The following is a 17,282-nucleotide window of genomic DNA, read 5'->3' on the forward strand; positions in this document are numbered from 1 at the left end:
TCCCGTTCGCCGACCCGTGATGGGAAAGCATCCCATGTCCGGTACACGGTGCGCAGCAGGTAAGCGGATCAATCCGTCTCCGATGGGGGCGGATTGACGATATCCATGTGTCTTTGGCATATGGCGTGCGCCGGCAGTGCGCCGGGGCTTACGTGAACACGGAGGTGCTGCCGCTCTCAGTGTCGGCGTCGGTGAGCCGGCTGATGCCCCTGGCGAGTTGGAATGCCACCTCTGATTCCTCCAGGCCCATCAGTTCGGCGGTCTGTGCCCAGCTCAGGTTGAGCCGGTAGCGCAGCAGCAGGACGTCGGCCTGTTCGGCGGGAAGCGTCGAGTGCATGGTGTCGCGGACCCGGTCTTTGCGCTGGCGTCGTGCCTGGCGGGTGGCGGCGGCGACCTGGGTGCTGAGCATTCGCCATGCCACTGAGGCCGGTCGGTCGCTGGCGATCACGGTGGGCCAGATGACGACCAGCGCGCTGAGCACCGACTCCACGATGCGGCGGGCCAGCTGTGCATCCTGCGAACGGGCTCGGGCGTAGGTGATGTATGCCTGCTGGTTGCGTACGCAGAAGGCGGTGTAGTCGGCGGGGAGGGTGACGGTGAGCGGGGTGTCGCGGATGGGGACCCCCGCCGCGGGGACCGCGATGGGGGCGGGCGGTGCGCTGTGGTGTGAGCTGGTCATCGCGTTTCCTCTTCAGGGTCGATGAGGCCGTGATGTTGGGAGGGCGGTTCGGGGTCGCAGGCGGTGAGGAAGGCGTTGTATACCGCCTCCCACAGAGGTCTGAAGTCTGCGGGGCAGCCGCCGACGGCGGAGATGAAGATGCCGGTCTTCTCCCATGTCGGGATCTGTCCTCCATTGAGGATGTCGGCGATGTCCTCGGCGTCGAGGTCTCCACGGGTTTCATCGCAGATGTCCTTTACGGGGGGACAGCCTGCCGACAGGTGCAGGCCGCGCAGCGCGCCGTTGAGGCGGACGGTCGTCTCCACCAGGTCCTGCGGCTGAGCAGCGAGGCCCTGGGTGTTCTCCCACAACACCCGCAGAGCCTCCGGGTCACCGCCGAACAGTTCGGCCAGCTTGCAGACGACCTGCCAGGACGGGGTCCGCGCCACCGACAGGATCCTGGAGACATAGGAGGGAGATCGTTCGATGTTGTCGGCGACCTCACGGATGCTGAGTCCGCTCTCCTTGTAGAGGTAGGACAGCGCGCCGGCTAGCTGGCGGGAGGCGCGGCTGACGGCCAGGGGCTCTCCTTCCGTGCCCCTGGATGGGGTCAGCACCGGCTGCGCCTGCCGTCGCATGGTGTTGCGTTCTCGGGAACGGGCTGCCATGCGCCGCATGACTTGAGCTTCGTTCCAGCGGGAGCGTGCGGTGGTCTCCCCGACGACGGCGGCGCGTGCGACCTCCTGCCAGCTGGCGCCGGCCAGGCGAGCGTCGTGGACGGCCGCGCTCGTGTAGTGCTCGGTCTCTCTGGCGATCGCCGATGCCTTGGTCATCAGTTCCTGCAGGGGGATTCCTTCGTACTCCGCGTCCAGCAGGTCTAGCGCCATGTTCACGAGCTCCTCGGCAACGGAGCGGGCGATGGGTCGTGACCCGCGGGGTGTCGTGTCCGCCTGCTGGGGGGCTCGTCCGGTGCGGTGGCGCTGTGCCCTGCTGCGGCAGAGCCGTCCGCAGTACGTCTTCCTGCGGCCTCGGCCGCTCTTCTGTTCAAGTTCCACGCCGCACTGCCTGCACAGAGCCTCGTGGGGGGCTTCTTTGCTTGCCACTTGCTCTCCCGCTATGCCTGATCGATTCGTTTTCTCTCCGCTGCCGCCGACCTGACCACCCCTCGACAGGGAGGAATCGGGCCTTTCGAAACGTGATGAGCGGACTGGCCGGACGCTGGTCCGGTTCCGGCCCGTGTGGGAGCGGGAACCGGACCAGGGCATGGTCAGCTGAGGCGAATCCGCTGGTAGCGGAAGTGGGAGCGGCGTACGGCCATGAAGACCATGCCGCAGAGTCCGACCGCGGCCGGGGCCTGCCAGGCTCCGGTGATCATGATCAGCGGAACGATGACGATGGCGATGAAGGCGCCGACCTGGATGGTGACATCCCAGGCACGGAAGGTTCGGGTTTCACCCACTGCAAGGTGAGGAATGTTAGCGTCGGGACCTGCCGCGGCCTGGAGACGGATTGCGGCGGGAATACGGTCGAGCCACATGTCTGGCACTTCCTTCGTGAGGTGTCGATCGGCTTGGTCAAGTAGTACGAGGGGGCCCTGTGTTGGTTCCTAGCCCGTCCGGGGCCCCACTCGCATCACGAAACGCTACTCCCCCGAAGCCCTCGCCTTGCCATTGATCCACGGAATCCGCAGAGATCTGGCCGCCGGGGCAGACAAATTAGCGGGAGTCCCTGCGGTAGCGATCCCGGAAGGCTTCGAAAGCGAACAAAATCGATCAACATTGCATGAGCGCTAAACACTCTCCGATGAATTCAGCAACTCATGCAATTGCACGCGCATGACGGCGTGTTGGAATTCGAAGTGACGAAGATCTCATCCGGCACTGAGTGCCTCGCATCGCACAGCACCACGTTCCCCCACCTGCACATTAAAGGGATGAAGAGGCACTGCGTGCCGCACCCGACGACTTCGGATGTCTGCTTGTCGGCTACTCGGCCACCGCAACCGCCCGGACCGGTAGATGCACATGACTGATCAGTCATGGCATCGCAGATCACGACGGGTAGCCGCCCCACCTATCCGACTTCTTAACTCACCTATGCACAACGGTAGTTCGCTGACGAGTGCGTCTGGAGAGCCTTGAAAGCACACCCGATGTCGCTGAGGACGAAACCTGCCGGTCGCAGAGGTAGGCCGGCCGATGAGACATTGGCCGGCCTACCTGGCGATGCAGCGCACGTGGCCCGTGGAGATGCTCCTACAGCCCCACGGGCCTCAACTCGGCTGCACCAATGCGGTCCGCGTGCTGGAGGCCACATCCTGCGGCCGCACTCGTCCGTCTGATTGGGTGTGCCAGGGTCGACGCGCTGCCGCCGCCTCTGCGGATAAGCGGCACGGCGTCATTGGCGAAGCGTCGGCTTCGTTCGTTGGCTCGGGACGTCGGCCGCAGTCACGCTGGTGTGGTGGGGCTCTGCGCGAATGATGCTGCGTTGCCTGATCGCAGGGGGTCGGTGCGGCTGGGGCCAAGCAGCATGTCGATGATGGCGATGTTCTCTTGGAAGACTCTGCCCTCTCCGCCGCCACGGCCGTGAGGGGTTTCGTGGTCTTTGTTTTCGCTGCTGGCGCATGGGAGTCGGCTCCAGTCGGGCTCGGACTCAACAGCGCTGCGATGTGCGGCATCGTCCATGGCGACAAGCGTGGCGCGGTAGCGAGTGTGGACGGTGGCGGCAATGGCGTGCCCCCATGGGTCGTGGTCCCCGGCGTAGTCGATGGAAAGGCCCCCGGCGTGGGCGAGGGCGAGCAGGGTGTGGTCGACGGCGCTGAGGGTTCCTCGCGTGCAGGCAATCGGTTTGGTGAAGCCGCGTTCCAGCGCTTCGTCGATGAGAGAGACGTTCTCGACCACGAGCAGCCTCTGGCTGGACTCAAGAGTCGGAGGATGTGCAGTGAGGTCGTGCAGTGTGAGGTGGACAGTGCGCCGGTCCTCGTAGGCAAGGTTCAGTGCTCGATCGCTGGGGCCGTCGCCGATGGCCTGGATGTTCAGCAGGAGAACGGTCTGGGACAGGCGGTCGGCGAAGATGCCGAGGCGGGCCAGGAGTCCGCGTTCACCCGCTGGAGTGTCGGGGTGTCCTGCGTTCAGGAGGTCCCGGGCAAGGAGAACGAGTAGCGAGCCGCGGCCGTTGTCGTTGAGGTCGAAGTAGTGGGAGTCGCGGGCGCAGTGATAGGCGAGCCGGGCCAGCGAGAGCGGCCTGGGCAGGGGCAGGAGTGCGCGAGCGCGCGCCAGGGCGTCGATGAGGAAGCGTCGTTCCACAATGCTGTCTTCGCTGATGCCGTAACAGCGCAGGCGTTCTTGGAGGAGCGGGGTATCGGGCAGGGAGCGTACGGCGTGTGCGTCGATTTCTCTTCGCAGGCGGCGGGCTGCTGTTCGCGTGTCGGCAGTGTCTGGGATGTGGAGCCCTGCAGCCTCAACGAGGTTGCGCAGGTCGTGGTGTGTGTATCCGAGGGCGGCCAGGAGTTGGGGTACGGGAATCGTCGTGCCGTTGGCACCGGTCCGAAGAGACCGGAGGCGTCCTCGGCTCGTGGTGTGGGCGAGCCAGCCAGCAACGCGTGCGCGGGCTGGTCGGGCGAGCGGGACGGTGACAGTCTTGATTGTCTCGGGGGCGTCTCCTTGGCCTAGGCGGTTTGCCAGGGACTGCCACAAAGGGCGGATGTCGGGGTCGAGGAGATCTGAAGGCATCAGACGCTCCCTTCGGTCTCAGACTGGTCGTGCGTCCGCGGCGTGGGAACGCTTGCGCAGATGCGAGTGGTGTGGGGCGTGCCTGCGCCGGTCCAGATGCTCGGGATGGTGTAGCGGGCGGTGCGGGTCTTGTGGATGCGGTGGATGCCGATGGACTGGGTCTCGGCGACCAGGAGCGGGCGCATGGAAGGCAGGGTGACAACGGCGTCGAGGTCCCAGGTCCGCAGCAGTTCGAGGAGCTTGCGGAGGTTGTTTGAGTCGAGGGCGGCATCGAGTTCGTCGATGAAGACCATGTGAGGTCCCTCGTAATCCTCGGTGGCGTAGAAGGCGTGTGCCGCTGCGAGCAGCGGCAGCATGGTGACCAGTCTCTTCTCCCCTCCGGAGAGGCTGGCGAGGGGGTTGTTGCGGGTGGTCAGCGTGCGGAAGACCTCCGTGTCGCTGCTGGGGTCGTCCCGGAAGTCGTTGTGGGTGAGTGCGATCTCCCATGTGAACCAGTTGCGGTAGTTGAAGACATGTTCTACTCGTTTGGCCCATGTGGGGTAGTTTGCTTCTTCGTTCTTCAGCTGCTCGATGAAGAAGTCGTACATGCGATCGAAGTTGCCGGTGAGGTCGGCTGCCTGGATGAGTTGGAGTGCTTTGGCAGCGACAGGGTCTTTCTTGGGCAGCCACTGGAGACGGATTCCGACGTTGGCTACGCCTGTCCGGACGCCGTCGAGGGTTCTGGTGATGTCGTCGACGATGCCTTGGGCCGTGTGGATGCGGGTGTTGATGTCTCTGCGGAGCTCGGAGAAGACGACGCCCTTGACTTCGTTCTGCACTTGTTCGCTGAAGTCGTTTTCCAGCTTGGTGATGGTGTGTGTGAGGCTGTCCAGAATGGCGCTGAGCGGCTGGATGTGGGGTTGAGCGGTGCCGGTTTCGCTTGCGTGGCCGAGGTGGGTGACGGTGATGCGCCGCCAGGTGGTGCCGGGGATGTCCTCGGAGACGACGTGCCGGTTGATTTCCAGGAGTCGGTTGAGGTTGTAGCGGATGCGGCGGTCGAGTTGTGTTCTGGCTTCGCTCTCGGCTGTGCTTGCCTGTGCGCGGGTCGGCGCGTTGCCAAGGCCTCGTTGCTCTAGGACGGCCCGGGCGATGTCGAGTGCCTCTCCGGGTTGTTCGGGTCGGTGGAGGCTTTCATTGTCTGGGAGTTCAGCGATCAGGCCGTGGTCAAACAAGGCTTGCAGTTGAGTTAGGGCCGCTGCTCGGTCCTGTGTCGCGGCCGCGAGACGCGTAGCGCAGGACTGAGACTCATCACCCTTGCGCGAGTGGTCAAGGCGGGCCTGGTGATCAGCATTGCGGCGCGCGGCAAGGTGGGTGTGAAGGTCGCTCTGTTCTTTGAGGCGTTGTTCGAGTTCGACGGAGAGCTGCTGGTATGGGCGCTGATGCTGGCGTACCTCCTCGTCATGGCGGTGGCGCGCGCGGTCGGCGGCGCGTTGATCGTCGTTGGCGCGCCGGCGAAGGCGGTCCGCCTGCGCTTGGGCGGCGGCTGCGTGGCGGAGGCTGTCTGCGGCGGTCTGGGCTGTGAACTGCGCGCGCAGGGCGGCATCGCCCCAACCGCTGAGGGAAGCGACGAGCGTTTGTAGGCGGCTGCGGTAGCGCCCCAGGGCTTCTGGTTCTACCGGGAGCTGGGCGAAGGCGTTGTGTGCCTGGGCGTGCAGGCGGGATGCTGATCCACTGAGCAGGTGTGTCTGCCGGCCGAGTGCTTCCTCGGCTGAGGTGGCTTCCTTCGCTGTCTCTTGTGCACGCCGGTGCGCTCGATCAGCCGCTTCCTGGGCTGGGCGTACGAGGTTGAGTTCGTTCGGGAGGTTTCTCTGATCTTCTTCCGTTTCGTGTGCGGCCTGACGTGCCTGGTTGAGCGCGTGGTGTGCTTGGACGGCCTCGGCCTGGGCCTTGGCTGCGTGCTCGTTGGCTGCGTGCAGTGTGCGGGTGGTTGTGATCGCGGACTTTGTGGCGACTGTCGTGGTGGTGATCTGTCCGGTCAGCTCGGTGCACAGTGTCAGGGCGGCTTCCGCGGCCTGCTGGCTCATGGTGAGGCTTGCTTTGGCGCAAGTCTGCTGTGCGGTGCGGGACGTGGATTGCCGGTCCTCCTCCGCGGCGGCGGCGGTTCGTGCCGCGTCGATGGCGGCGGAGTTCTTGGCATTGGCTTCGAAGACGGAGTTGGAAGCGGCTTCTTCAGCGCTGCGCCATGGTGTCGGGTCGGGGCTGGCCTGTTCGCGGTCGGCGTTGATCAGGTCGTGCTTGAGGGTGTCAACAAGCGTGCGGGAAGCGGAGAGTACCGTCGCCGCGTGGTGGCGCTTCTCGTTCAGGTCTGTGAGGAGTTGCTGACGAGCGCGTTCGCGGGCTGCGGCACCGATGTGACAGGCGTCCCAGGTGGCGGGGGACGTGGCGGTCAAGGGGCCGATGTATGCGGTGCCGTCCACACAGACAGCTGCCTGCCCGGGTAGAGGTCGTTCGCCGGGCTGCAGGAGGCGGATCCCGGCCAGGAGCCGGCGGACCAGTGCCGGGTCTACCGGGGTGTGGGAGTCGGGCACGAGGACGTCGGCCAGGGACGGTCCTTGGTGCTCGGGGGTGAGGGCGAGCGTGGTGTCACCGGCTGCCAGTTCGCCCGTGGGCGAGATCCAGGCGTCCAGGAGGCCGGCTGCGAGCAGTGCTCCTTCGAGTTGGCTGGCTTCGTCGGGCTGGAGGTGCTGGGCGAATTCGACGGCCTCCCATAGGGGCGTCCCGGCCCGGCCGTGTCGGGAGTCCCTCCAGTCCGGTGGGGTGGGAGGTGTGCTGCCCTGCTGGGCGTGGCGGATCTTCTCGTCAAGGTTTTCCAGGGATGCGCGGTCTGCGTTGAGGCGCAGTTCTGCTTCGGCGAGGCGGCCGGAGAGGACCTCCACGGCGCTGCGGTGAGCTGTCGCGGCGTCCTGGGCGAGATGGTGCGCCGCGTTGAGGTCAAGGGGAACGCCCGCGAGGTCCGGGAGGCGCAGGCTGGCTGGGTCGAGAACCTTCAGGTTGTGGGCCCATTCGTGAACATGGCGTGCCCAGGTGTGTGCTTCCTGGTCCGCGCTGCTTCGTGCGTCGTGGGCTGTCGCTTCTGCAGTGTCTGCAAGGGCTTGTGCCAGCTGGGCCTGGGTGCGTGTGGTGGACGCCCGGTCCTGGGCGCGTGCGGCGTCGGTGAGGTCGCGGGCGGCTTGCTGGATCAAAAGCCGACGGCGACTGAGGTCGCTGTGAGCAGTCTCCACAAGGGTGTCGAGGAGATGCTCCTCTTGCTCGCCGGGCTGCGTATGTGTCGTCGAGTTGGGGCGGGGAGATGCGATGCGGGCAGCCTGGCGGGCGGCGTGTACGAGGTCGCGCAGGGAGCTGGGCGTATCAGTCAACGCGTCGGCTTTGTCGCTCAGGCCGTCTGCGATGGACATGGCTTGCTGGGCTGCGTTGGCGGCGAGCTCGCTTGCTGCCGCGGCACGCTCGGATGCTTCATCTGCGGCCTGGGATCGGGCATCTGCTCGTTCCTGGCAGGCCCTGACGCCGAGCTTCGTGAGTGCGTCGGCGGCCTGGTCACTGACCCAGGTACAGATGGCGGCTGGGTCGAGCGGGGTCACATTGTACAGGTCGTCTGGGAGCGCCGGAAGTCGCTTGAGGTGGGTGCTGTAGTGCGATAGAGCGGCGCGGGTGACCTCTTCGGCTTGTTCAAGTGCGTCGGTCGCATCCTGTGCGCGTGCGTCTGCTGCTTCGGCGTGCTGCCGCTTGTTCTCGTAGGTTTCTTGAGCGGTGCTGTGCTTGTCCTGCTCATGCGTGAAGTGGTCCAGCGCTGCCTGGACACGTTCAGCTGCCTGGGACTGTGCCTGGCCCCAGGCGGCTGCTTGCTCGCGGGCGGCTACGGCGGTTCCGTTGTCGGCAGAATCCGGGTGCTGCCGGGTGCCGCCGAGGGCCCTGGCCAGCGGCTCGTGAAACGCTGCTGCACCCAGGTCCCGAGCGAGTGCGCCTAGGTCATGTGTCGTCTTGGCCCAGGCCGCCAGGGCTCGGTCGGCCGTCTGCTGGTCGGCCGCGCTTTGTGCCAGGCGCTCTTGGCAGTTGGCCCCTGCTTGTTCGGCGTACTGCAGGCTGTCGGTAGCCCGGTCTTCACACTCCTGGGCCTGGTGGCTGAGGTCTGCCAGGTTCGTTCCGGGATGCTCGGCGATTCGATTCTCAAGGCTGCGGACCGTGTCACGTAGGAGTTCTGCTCGCTCCTCGTCCTCCTGAAGGGCTGCGGTAGCCTCGTCTTGCCGCTGTTTCGCGTCAGTCTCTGCGCGCAGCGCCTGGGCGCGGGCGGTGACGGTGTCGGCGTGCAAGGTGTGAACGGTCTCGTATGCGGTGGCCGTCGTGGTGGCGGCAGCGGCGAGGTAGCGGCGGTAGCTCCCTCGGATGTCGGACAGGATGCCCCGCTCGGTGTGTGCGGCTTTCAGATGGCCCTGCAGCTGTTCGGCCTTACTCAGAGCTTCGGCAAGGCTTTGGACGCGGCGGGTCTCGAGGGCGGGCAGCGCGGAGGTGAGGGTCTCCTCCATGATCCGAGGACTGATCTTGTCTCCCGCCTGAACGCTGCGCAGGGCGCGCAGCACTGTGGCGAGGGCGTCGGTCTGTGTGCCGTCCAGCGGCTGGTACATCAGCTCTCGAACTGTCTCCGGATAGTCCTCTTCCTTGCGCAGCACGGAGGGGTGGTCCCGGCATTGTTGTTCCAGGCGGGGCGATGAAGTGAACAGCAGGCCGTCGAATGCCGCCAGCTGGGCGGCGAGGTCGGTGATGGTGACGGGCATGCCGTCCCGTTCGAGGATGAGCTGAGCGTGGACTCGGGCGGGGACGAGGAACCAGGCCCGGTCCAGGGAGTTGCGCTGGCCTCCCCCGCTGTGCAGCCACAGGCCGGCTGTGAGCCATCGTGTGCCGGTGTGCTGGCCGTCGGGGTCGGTTCGTCCGTACTCCTGCCACCAGGTGCCGCTCTTGGGTGGTCCTGGCCTGCCGAGAGTGTGGATGGCGGTCAGTGTTCCTGCGGCCTCTGCTGCCGCAGAGAGGTTCTTGGCGGTGACGTTGCCGTCGATGAAGGTCGGGAACAGCACGGCGCTGGTTAGGGATTTCCCGGAGCCGTTCATGCCGACCAAGGCGAGGCTGCCGTTGGCGTAGGCGAACTGCTCGTTGGTCCAGAGCCATGAATTGACCGCTCCGGCCCGGGTGGGCTGCCACCGCCCGCGGGCGGTGGGATGCGGGTCGAGGGTCGGTACGTCGGTGAAGGGTCCCGCCGCGTCGGCGAGGTGGCGGTGGCGGGGGGTGTCACTCATCTCGGCTGTGTTCCTCAAGGGCTTCGGTGGCCGGGTTCGGGCGGGGAGCGTCAGTGATGCTGAGTTGCCAGAGGTGGATGGCGGGTGTGGGCTGCCAGCCGATGCCGGGCGGCGGGTCGGCGGTGCAGGCGCCGATGGAGAGCAGGTGGTGTACCGCGGTGGTGGCAAAGTTTCTGGTCTTGCCTGTGCCTTGGTAGTTGCGGGCCCACCACGGCCGCTGTCTGAGGTGCTCGGCCAGTACGTCAGTGGCCCAGTGGAGGCCGAACCAAGCCATGGGGTCGTCCCGGCATGTCAGGGCCTGGAGCAGGAGCAGAGCCGCTTGCTGCTCGACGGTGCGGCTACGGGGGAAGGCCAGGTCTGTGGTGCGGCCGGCCGGGTCGGCGATGATCCACCAGTCCTGGCGGACCGTGCAGGCGAGACCGGCGGCCGCGGCAACATTCAGAGCCTGCTCGCGGCCGCTCCAGGAGGAGAGATAGGCGCCTGGCCCGGTGGCAGGGTCGGGCGCGAAGCCGGGATTGTCCAGCACGGCGCGCAGTGCCGTGTGGCGGTGGTGGCGTGCCGTGTCGACGGGGAGTGCGTCTGGGTGCGGGGGTGCCTGGTCTGGGCACAGGGTGGCGACGTGGCTGTCGGGGTCGTCTAGGTCGATCGGGAGGAGCGAAGGTGCTGGGCAAGCGATCAGCAGGGCGAGACGTTCACGACGTGCGGTGATGGCGAGGTCTGCGTCGGTGTCCTGTTCAAGGGCGTTCAAGGGCTGGTCGAAGGTGAGGAAGTGCCAGGACTCCAGAAGGCGCAGCGCGTCGATGAATGCCATGCGGTGTGCTGCGGCAGTGGCTTGCTTCTGTCCTGTGGTCGCGACCGGCTGGAATCGGGGTAGCCGGCCGGTTGGGGCTTCGGTGCCGCATGCCTGGATGACGGCGCGCTGGAGGTGGTTGAAGGTGGTCTGGGCGACACGCCACATCTGCTCGCAGATCAAAGCGGTCAGGACCTGAACGAGAGGTGAGACGGGTGTGCGGGCGGAGGGCTTTCCGCGGTGCAGGAGAGGGACGCGGCCGGCCGGGGGGTCGGAGTCGCGTTTGTAGAGGCGGCCGATGCCTGCCTGGCGTTCGACGTGGAACCGCCAGCCGGGGTACTCGCTGAACCAGCGGGTGATCTCGTGCCGGTGGTGGCAGACCAGGCGGAACTGTTCAGGGTCGGCCTCCTCTGCCAGGATCTGGTGGTTCAGCAGTGCTGCCACGACCGGCTCTACTTCGGGGCTGAGCGGTGGTTGGTTGCCGGTTAGGGCGGTGTGTGTGGTGGTCATGCCGCTTCCTCTGCGTCTCGCGGCGGGGTGCATCGGATGCGGATGCGGAAGTCGGGGGCGATGAGCTCTCCTTCTTCCAGCACGACGCTCACCGCGTGTCCTGGTGAGCCGATCCACAGCGTGAGCTCTGCTCCCACCGTCGCAGCTGTCCCCTTGCCTGCCGTGTCGTCGAAGCTGTTGAGAGCTTCCTCAAGCAGGTCCACGAGGACTTCGGCGTGCGCATTGCTCAGCCCGGTGAAGTGGGTCAGCGGGACCACGCCGGGCGTGGCCAGTGCTCTGGCGATCGTTTCCGTGCGCGCGATTTCGGCTTCGTTGGCGGCTTCTGCCGCGCGCCGCTGCTCGGTGAGATCGGCGACTTTGCGGGGTGCGCCAGTGGAGCGCGCACCTCGGTCATGGGGCCGCAGGACCAGCTTGATGGTGTGCCTGCCTGCGCTGTCGGCGGTGTGATGTGGGGCGAGAGACTCTTCGACGGTTTCCACGGGATGGCGAGCGGGCCAAATCCCGAAGGCTGCGGCGAAGACCTTCTGCGTGCCGGCCTCGGTTGGCTGTGCGTGGAGCATCCGGGCGATCTGGCGGAAGTCCTCGCCAACGTCGCTGCCCCGAGCACTCGCGTAGAAGCGTCGGTCGATGGCTCCCAGCAGGGCGTGGATGGCGTCCGCTGCGGCGTTGACCAAGCGCTCGACCGAGCCGTGGGGTACGAACCATGCCTCGAGGTCGGCTAGGTCCCGCTCTCGGTCGGCCGTCCATGCTTGTCGCTCGGCCGGGTCGAGGATGCCGGCGCCGGCAATCGCGCGATGGACGACGTTCTTGGTGCCGACCTCGTCCAGTGCGTCGAAGGCCGCCCGGACCTGGGTGAGGGACTGTTCGGTGCGGCGTGCGAAATGCTGCAGGGCCAGGAGAATATGCCGGCGGCTGGTGATGAACACAGTGTCATCGGTGACGTCTCCCTGTGCGAGGGAACCGACTGCACTGTAGAAGTCCCCGCCTGCTTCCTGTAGTTGTTCCAGGTGTGCGCGGATCTGGTCCAGGGTCGGGTCCAACATTTCAGCGTCCTCGTGGTACTGCTGCAGCAGGGCCTGCAGGGTCTGCTCGACGGCGTCGAGCAGACGTGGTGGAAGCCGCAAGGATCGGTTCAGCCGGCGGGCGATGTCCCGGATGCCAGCCACAACTACCCGGCCCTGTCGTGTGAGCGCCCACGCTTCACGGCGCCGGCGTCCGTCGCTGAGGCATTCCACGGCTGCGCTGTGGTCAACGCTCGGCGTGACGTACCCATGGGTCTTGAGGACCTCAAGTACTTCGACAAGGTCTTCATTGCTGACCGCGTTCTCGTAGTCCACCTCGGCCAGCAGCTTCCTGATGTCGGACAGCGTCCACATCGGGCCGCGGCTGCTCGCCACCAGCAGAGCCGCTAGAACAGCGCCGGTCAGGCGTTGTTTCCCAGCCTGTTTGTCGTCGGTGAAGACATCGAAAAGGCCGGTCTCCAGAACGCTCCACCAGTCTTCGGCCACCTGAGTTGCCCTTCTCCCTGAACACGTCCTGCTACGGGTGCCGTTCGCAGCTGTTCGCACCCCCTTCGGGCAGGGCAGACAGCCCCGTCCGGCAGTCCGGACGCGACGACTGCAACGACGGTAGACGAGAGGTCTGACAATCCATCTGAATGGAACATAATCCCGACATTTAGATCAGACGTGCGACGCATAGTTGAACTCGCTTTGCGGGCCAGGAGGCTCTGCTCTGCCTCCTGATGCCTACCGAACGAGTCCGGGTCAGTGGGCGCCGGCGCCGCTCGTAAGCGCCACGCCCTCCATCAGCGCCTTCCCGGGAGCACCGTTTCCTGGAGCACTGCAGCCATTGACCTGGAAAGAACTCCCTGGCCGTGGCGAGCAGCTCGATACCGCCACCGGCAGGACGCTGAGACGCGGACAAGGAAGGTTGGGAACTCCCTTGGAGGGATAGCGGCGAACCGCAGCAAGAAACGCCAGGGCCCACTCGCTATATGAGGCTGAGCGGATGGAGAGGGGTGGGCGCCGGCGGGTGACCCATGCAGAGCAGCGGCTGGCACGATTAAGCAGTTGGAAGCGCACGAACCCAGACCTGATAGAGGCGGCCCAGCTGGAATTGTGTCGGTCACAGCACGACCTCAAGATCGCAACCAATCTTGTCTTTGCCCTGCTGCACAGCGACGACAGGGAATCGGAGCGGCGGCTGCGTGAGCGCGAACGGAGCGATGAAGGTGAGGGCTTGGCCGTCTTCCGCAGGCCGACCATCGGGGTGGTCGATATGCGGGTGGTGCTGGCCGGGCCTACCGAGCAGTAACCAGGCGGACGGCGCAAGGTGTATCGAGGGGACCGAGCCGGCTGGCGAGAAGGGGCGGGCAGTTGGCTAGCAGCCTGGGAAGAGCCCCACAGCCACGTGTGGCGGCCAGTCCCGATGTCACGTACATCCGAGCGTAAGAGGAAGAGGCTGCGTAACCGTTGATCTGGCGCGAACCCCAGCCTGATCGGTGTGCACGTCAGCCGGTCTCCATCGGTTCCTCCCATGACTCTGCACTGGTCCACCATGGTTCATTCGCGTCGCTCGAAGTGGAGCTGGGGGGCAGTTCCCGGAAGAGGGGATCGGTGTCGATCCCCAGAGCGGCCAGGGCTGAGATCTGCGCTCCGGTCAACAGCGCGGTCTGTTCACGGCATTGAGAGATCCAACGCCCGAGACGGACAGGGTCTCCGTGAAGGTCTTCGCGGTGGGTCGACGGGACCTGGAGGTGGCCTTCCCGCTGCAGATACTGACGCGCCGCCCGCAGCCCACGGTGAAAGGCTCGCATGCGCGGGCTTGGGGCATGCCTGAGCAGCAGCGCGTGGGGGTGGGGGTCGGGATGCTGGTTGACGAGCTGGACGAGCAGGGCGACCTGTTGTGGGTGCAGTTCGCGCTGTTGGGTGATCTGCCGGTCGAGCCACGTTCGCGCGTCTTCGCCGGAGCTGGGTGTGGGGGCGAGGCCGGCGTTTCCACGTAGGGCGGTCTGCACGCAGACATGGGTGTAGTCGTGCTGCCAGTCGATACCCCAGAGTGGGTTCCACCAGGGGTCGACGGCGGTCAGGGCGTCCAGGCGAGCGGTGTGCATGCGTCCGCTGTCGTGGAGGGCTCTTTGGCGGTTGAGCCAGCGGATCAGAGAGCCGTCGCTGCTGCTGGGCGCCTTGGCGACGGCGAGAGTGCCGTGGGCGTCGGCGAAAACGGCAGCTTGCGCGAGGCGGTCTTCGAAGCTTCCCGGCGGGTGGGGCCAGGCGATGCGAAGGCTGGACAGGGCCAGAGCACGGTCGGGAGCGAGGATACCGTCGGCGTAGAGGGAGCGCTGTTGACCGATCCAGAGGCCGAGGGGGTAGCCGGAGGAGTCTTCGTATTCGCTGGGAACGTTGAGGTGCTGGTGGTGCTCGTAGTATCTGATGGCGGCGGTCCAGCCGGTTGCCCATACGTGGGTGTTGACCTCGTGGGCTCGCAGGCCGGTGAGTGGGGCGATCTCGGCGGCTCGCTCAGGTGCCGGAGGAAGCGACTCCTTGAATCTGACACGCTCTGAGGTGCTGCCGAGGCGCCGCCAGACTTTGGTGTCATGGTCACGCAAGCCGTTGAGTACCTCCCACAAGATCTTGAACTCGGATGATTCGAGGGCCTTCTCTGTGGTTTGCCGGCGGCCGACGTAGATGGGGATGATCAGAAGGGCAACCTTGCCGGATCCGAGTGGCTGGCGGAGCGCACGGCCGAGGGCCTGGATGATGTCCGAGGGGCTGCTCTTGGGGTCAGCGAACAGGACCGCGTCGGCGTCAGGTACGTCGACGCCTTCTCCTAGCACTCGGACGTTGGACAGCACTGCGCCGTCGACGGCGCCGGGGATTCTCGTGTGGTTGGCGAGAAGGGGAACGTTTTCAAACTCGGTAAGGCGGCTGGTGCGCTCGCTCAGAGGTTGGCGGCTGTGGAGGGGGTAGGTCCACAGCTTGCGAATACCCGTACTGCGCGCGGCTGCGGTAACGGTGGTCGGCAGGGTCCGGCTGAACTGATGGGCGTTGGCAATGCGGCTGTGGAAGCTGATGACGCGGCGCACTTTGTGGGTGGCCATGGCACGTAGAAGGCTTACCTGGAGAGCGGACAGGCGCAGTCCGTCGATGTGCTGTGTGGCGCCGCGGCGTTGGAGCACTTCGCGAAGTTCTTCATCATTGATGACCGGGACGACGATGCGGTAGTCGGCCAGAATGCCCCGGTCGATGGCGTCGGCCAGACCTAGGCGGTAGACAACGGGGCCGTAGATGGTGGGGTCGTCCATGGAGACGAGTGGCTCGGGTGTCGTCTGCGGGCCGGTGGTCGGTCGACGACGCTTCTTCTTGGGGTCGGGGAGCGTCCAGGTGCGGGGGGTGGCGGTCATGTAGAGGCGCCGCCGGGCGGGTATGACACTGTCTTCGTGGATGGCTGTCCACTGTTTGCTGCTGCTTCCGCTGCTGCGGTGCGCTTCGTCGATGATCACGATCGACCAGGGGGGCACCCGGTGCTGCTTGTGTGCGCGGGCGAGTGCCGGCAGGGAGTCGTAGGTAGCGAAGACAACCGTGGATCCGGTGTTGGACGTTATGTGGTGGGCAATTCGGCGGGCGTCGGTGGTCAGGGGGAGCCGGATGGTGCGTGCCTGGCTCGGAGGGAGGGAGCAGACACCGAGCATGTTCTCGATGACGCTATGCCTGGCCCAGTGGGATGCCGTCTGGCTGATCAGGTTCAGTGACGGTACAACGACGAGGATGTTGCCGAGCTCGGCAAAATACTCGCCGACCCGCATGGCAGTGAGCGTCTTACCGCTTCCGGTGGCGGAGTACATGGTCACGCGAGGCATGTGAGTCAGTCCGCGCACGACGGCTGTGTACGCCTCACGCTGGTGATCCCGCATTTGGATGCCAACGCGCTTCATGAGGTGCGGCCTTCGATCGGTTTCCTGCAGAGTCGGGCGTCTGGGGTTTGAGGACAAGATACTTCCCTGAGTGCCACGTTCGGGTTGGTCTCAGCGAAGTACTCTGTTCCATATTGAGCCCACCATTGCGGAGTTCACAGGACACGGGACCATAGATGGTCTGCGAGCGGAAATAGGAATGCATTTGGTGCACATACGTCCACTGCCACTGCAGATCCGGTTCATCGTCGGAGAGTCCACGGGTTCGTATCTGACACGACTCGCGTCCCGCAATGGGTTGACGGTAAGCCGGCTGCTGGACAGCCTTGGTAATGGCCGTTCCTCACCAGAGGTGGATCCACGCTATACAGAGCTGTACGTGAACCGGGCCGCCCGGGACCGTCTTGCCGCGCTGGTGGCACGGTCCGTGAAGGAGCTGGTCAGAGCACTGCCCAGCACTGGAGACGAGCACCTGCTGCGAGAGGGGGGTGGCCCGGCGTGGAGGTGGCCGTGGGCACCACACGGCGGGTTCCTGGTGAGGGGGTGTGCGCTGTGCGCCGCCTCGCGGGAGGCCGACGCACCTGTGTGGCTCATACGCCCCGACATGTGGCATATCTGTGTACGGCATGGTCGCTTCAGTGACAATTCGCGCGATGACAGTATCCCCTTCATCGATCTTTCCCCCGGCCCGCAGGTGGTGGCGGCAGAACGCCAACGCCAGGACCTCATCCGGCAGCTTGGGCCGGCGGGGCGGGTCCTGATGGCCGATGCCTTCGGCGTCCTCGCCCACGGCGCGACTCATCTGCCGCGCCTGGGAACCGACCGCACCACGCCCCTGCGCCTACTGCCCGCTGCAGTGAATCTGGCCGCTGCGATGGCATCGGTCGAGCGCCGCCGCCTTGAGGGACGCATCACGCCCAAGGACTACGCGCAGTGGGTTGAGCAGGCCCCGTCGCGGTTCGGTCTGTTCGTGGGCAGGGTCCTCGGAGTGTGGGCTGCGAAGCACCCCCTCCTCGACACGCCGGTTCCCAAGGAACAGCCCGGAACGTACCTGCCTCTTGCTGCTCCACACGAGCGAGTGGGCGGCATGCAGTCCGTCGACGAACTCACCTGTGTGCCGTGGGATGTCCTCGCGGCTGGCGAGCGCCCTTATGGCTGACCAGGGCAGTCCCGGCGCCCGCGGACTGGAGAAGCCCGGTCCGCTCGCATCGGACGAGCAGGGAGATCTGCCAGTGAGCATGGAAGTACGGGTGCGCTACCGCAGTGCGGCGGGTCGCACCGTTGTTAATGACCCGAGTGTCTTGCGCGGTGTCCCGCTCGAGGAGGGCACCCCCTTGTCCGAGCCGCGTGCTTA

At 65.9% G+C, this 17,282-nt stretch carries 10 protein-coding genes; 2 read left to right on the forward strand and 8 right to left on the reverse strand.

The genetic code is table 11. The annotated features are described in order from the left end of the window. Nucleotides 1–148: 148 nt before the first annotated feature. The 7 genes from OG386_RS00260 to OG386_RS00290 all read right to left on the reverse strand — a co-directional run bounded on the left by OG386_RS00260 (nt 149) and on the right by OG386_RS00290 (nt 12,521). Nucleotides 149–679: a sigma factor-like helix-turn-helix DNA-binding protein gene (locus tag OG386_RS00260; RefSeq protein ID WP_328786164.1), complete on the reverse strand. Its 531-nt coding sequence runs from the start codon at nt 677–679 to the stop codon at nt 149–151. After that, nucleotides 676–1,545 carry a helix-turn-helix domain-containing protein gene (locus OG386_RS00265; protein WP_328786165.1) on the reverse strand — a complete coding sequence of 290 codons (870 nt, stop codon included), beginning with the start codon at nt 1,543–1,545 and terminating at the stop codon, nt 676–678. The genes OG386_RS00260 and OG386_RS00265 overlap by 4 nt, the downstream gene beginning before the upstream one ends. 380 nt (nt 1,546–1,925) lie before the next feature. Further along, nucleotides 1,926–2,117, reverse strand: coding sequence for a hypothetical protein (locus tag OG386_RS00270; RefSeq protein ID WP_328786166.1), 192 nt, complete (start codon nt 2,115–2,117; stop codon nt 1,926–1,928). A gap of 988 nt (nt 2,118–3,105) precedes the next feature. Beyond that, nucleotides 3,106–4,389, reverse strand: a complete 1,284-nt coding sequence (locus OG386_RS00275; protein WP_328786167.1) for a DUF2399 domain-containing protein — start codon at nt 4,387–4,389, stop codon at nt 3,106–3,108. After that, on the reverse strand, nt 4,389–9,713 hold the full coding sequence (locus OG386_RS00280) for an SbcC/MukB-like Walker B domain-containing protein (RefSeq protein WP_328786168.1): 5,325 nt from the start codon (nt 9,711–9,713) through the stop codon (nt 4,389–4,391). Before OG386_RS00280 ends, OG386_RS00275 begins: the two co-directional genes overlap by 1 nt. Continuing rightward, complete coding sequence (locus tag OG386_RS00285) at nt 9,706–11,013, reverse strand: DUF2398 family protein (protein ID WP_328786169.1); 1,308 nt, start codon at nt 11,011–11,013, stop codon at nt 9,706–9,708. Before OG386_RS00285 ends, OG386_RS00280 begins: the two co-directional genes overlap by 8 nt. Beyond that, nucleotides 11,010–12,521 carry a DUF2397 family protein gene (locus tag OG386_RS00290; protein WP_328786170.1) on the reverse strand — a complete coding sequence of 504 codons (1,512 nt, stop codon included), beginning with the start codon at nt 12,519–12,521 and terminating at the stop codon, nt 11,010–11,012. The genes OG386_RS00285 and OG386_RS00290 overlap by 4 nt, the downstream gene beginning before the upstream one ends. Before the next feature lie 526 nt (nt 12,522–13,047). Here OG386_RS00290 and OG386_RS00295 point away from each other — a divergent pair. Next, the gene (locus tag OG386_RS00295; protein WP_328786171.1) at nt 13,048–13,329 is read left to right on the forward strand and encodes a hypothetical protein; all 282 of its coding nucleotides are present in this window, start codon (nt 13,048–13,050) and stop codon (nt 13,327–13,329) included. Between the two features lie 196 nt (nt 13,330–13,525). On the opposite strand, the gene OG386_RS00300 is transcribed toward OG386_RS00295, so the two are convergent. After that, a complete protein-coding gene (locus OG386_RS00300; RefSeq protein ID WP_328786172.1) occupies nt 13,526–15,949 on the reverse strand; it encodes a DEAD/DEAH box helicase in 2,424 nt (807 codons plus the stop codon). A 178-nt stretch (nt 15,950–16,127) separates the two neighbouring features. Here OG386_RS00300 and OG386_RS00305 point away from each other — a divergent pair, with 178 nt between their 5' ends. After that, nucleotides 16,128–17,087 (forward strand): TniQ family protein, encoded by a 960-nt coding sequence (locus tag OG386_RS00305; protein WP_328786173.1) that lies wholly within the window; start codon nt 16,128–16,130, stop codon nt 17,085–17,087. Nucleotides 17,088–17,282 lie beyond the last annotated feature (195 nt).

The sequence above is a fragment of the Streptomyces sp. NBC_00273 genome, assembly GCF_036178145.1.
GTDB lineage: Bacteria > Actinomycetota > Actinomycetes > Streptomycetales > Streptomycetaceae > Streptomyces.